Origin of the sequence: Mesorhizobium sp. M7A.F.Ca.US.006.04.2.1, assembly GCF_004022915.1 — a bacterium.
Classification (GTDB): Bacteria; Pseudomonadota; Alphaproteobacteria; order Rhizobiales; family Rhizobiaceae; genus Mesorhizobium; species Mesorhizobium ciceri.
In genome coordinates, this window is sequence record NZ_RZQA01001303.1 from 1 (window position 1) to 1140 (window position 1140).

Below are 1140 nucleotides of genomic sequence, written 5' to 3' on the forward strand. Positions count from 1 at the left end.
GAACAGAACTTCCACCTCGGTTGCGCTGAGCGCGGAGGTCGGCTCGTCCATGATGAGGATGCGCGAATCGACCGACAGTGCCCGGGCGATCTCGACGATCTGCTGTTGGCCGAGGCGCAGATCCTCGACCAGGGTCATCGGATCGATGTCCTCTTCGAGATCAGCCATCAGAGCGCGCGCCTGGCGTTGCTCCTCGGCGAAGTCGAGGCCGGTCCTGGTGCGCAGTTCGCGGCCCATGAAGATGTTGTCGCGAACGCTGAGGTTGGGCGCCAGGCTGAGTTCCTGGTGGATGATCGAGATGCCGCGATCGCGCGCGTCCGAGGACGAAGAAAAGCTGACGAGATTGCCGTCGAGCACGATGTCGCCGGATGTCGGCGTGACCACGCCGGAGAGGATCTTCATCAGCGTCGACTTGCCGGCGCCATTCTCTCCGAACAGCGTGGTGACCTTGCCGCGATGGATGTCGAAATTGACGCCCTTGAGCGCATGGACGCCGCCATACGACATGACGATGTTGCGCGCCGAAAGCACGGCGTCGCCAGTCGCGGGTCCGGTGTCGGCAGCCGGTTTCATTTGACGTCCAGCCTCACGGGGGTGACGAGCCAGCTCTTCGGGTTGACCAGCTTGAATGCGCCGACCACCGATATGGTCTTGCCGGTCAAGGTGCTCGTATCGACCTTGGCCAGGACTTCCTTCTTCATCTCATTGTTCAGCGCCGAACCGGCGTCCTGGTACTCAATCTGGTTGGTGAACTGGCCGAATGTGATCTTGCCCGTGGCGTCACGCAGTTCCGTCCCGTTGATCGCCGGTCCCGTCTGCACGCGGATCATCAACGTATCGGGTACGCCGTCGACGGCGACTTTGTAGATGCCAGATTTTCCTTCGCCGACGACGCCGGTGAACTTGACTGAAATGACCGGTCCGACGCCCGCAGGCACACCGTATTCCTTTTCCGCCGTTGCCCTGTCCTTGGCAATCGCCGTCGCCACCGTCACCGCGTCGGCGGCGCGGGCCTCGACATCGGCCTGCACCTTGGGAAATTCCGACTTGCCGTAGTCAACGGCGGAAAACACGGCGCTGCGAACGTCGCCTGCCGACCCTATCCTGACCACCTTGGTATCGAGCGCCATGGCGCCGAGC

The 1140-nt window shown here is 62.5% G+C and carries 2 protein-coding genes; both read right to left on the reverse strand.

The annotated features are described in order from the left end of the window. Positions 1–573, reverse strand: a 573-nt coding sequence (locus tag EN925_RS36825) for an ATP-binding cassette domain-containing protein (protein WP_164894707.1), incomplete at its 3' end; no start/stop codon positions are given. Further along, on the reverse strand, positions 570–1140 hold a 571-nt coding region (locus EN925_RS36830), incomplete at its 5' end, for a DUF2291 domain-containing protein (RefSeq protein WP_164894708.1). The genes EN925_RS36825 and EN925_RS36830, both read right to left, overlap by 4 nt.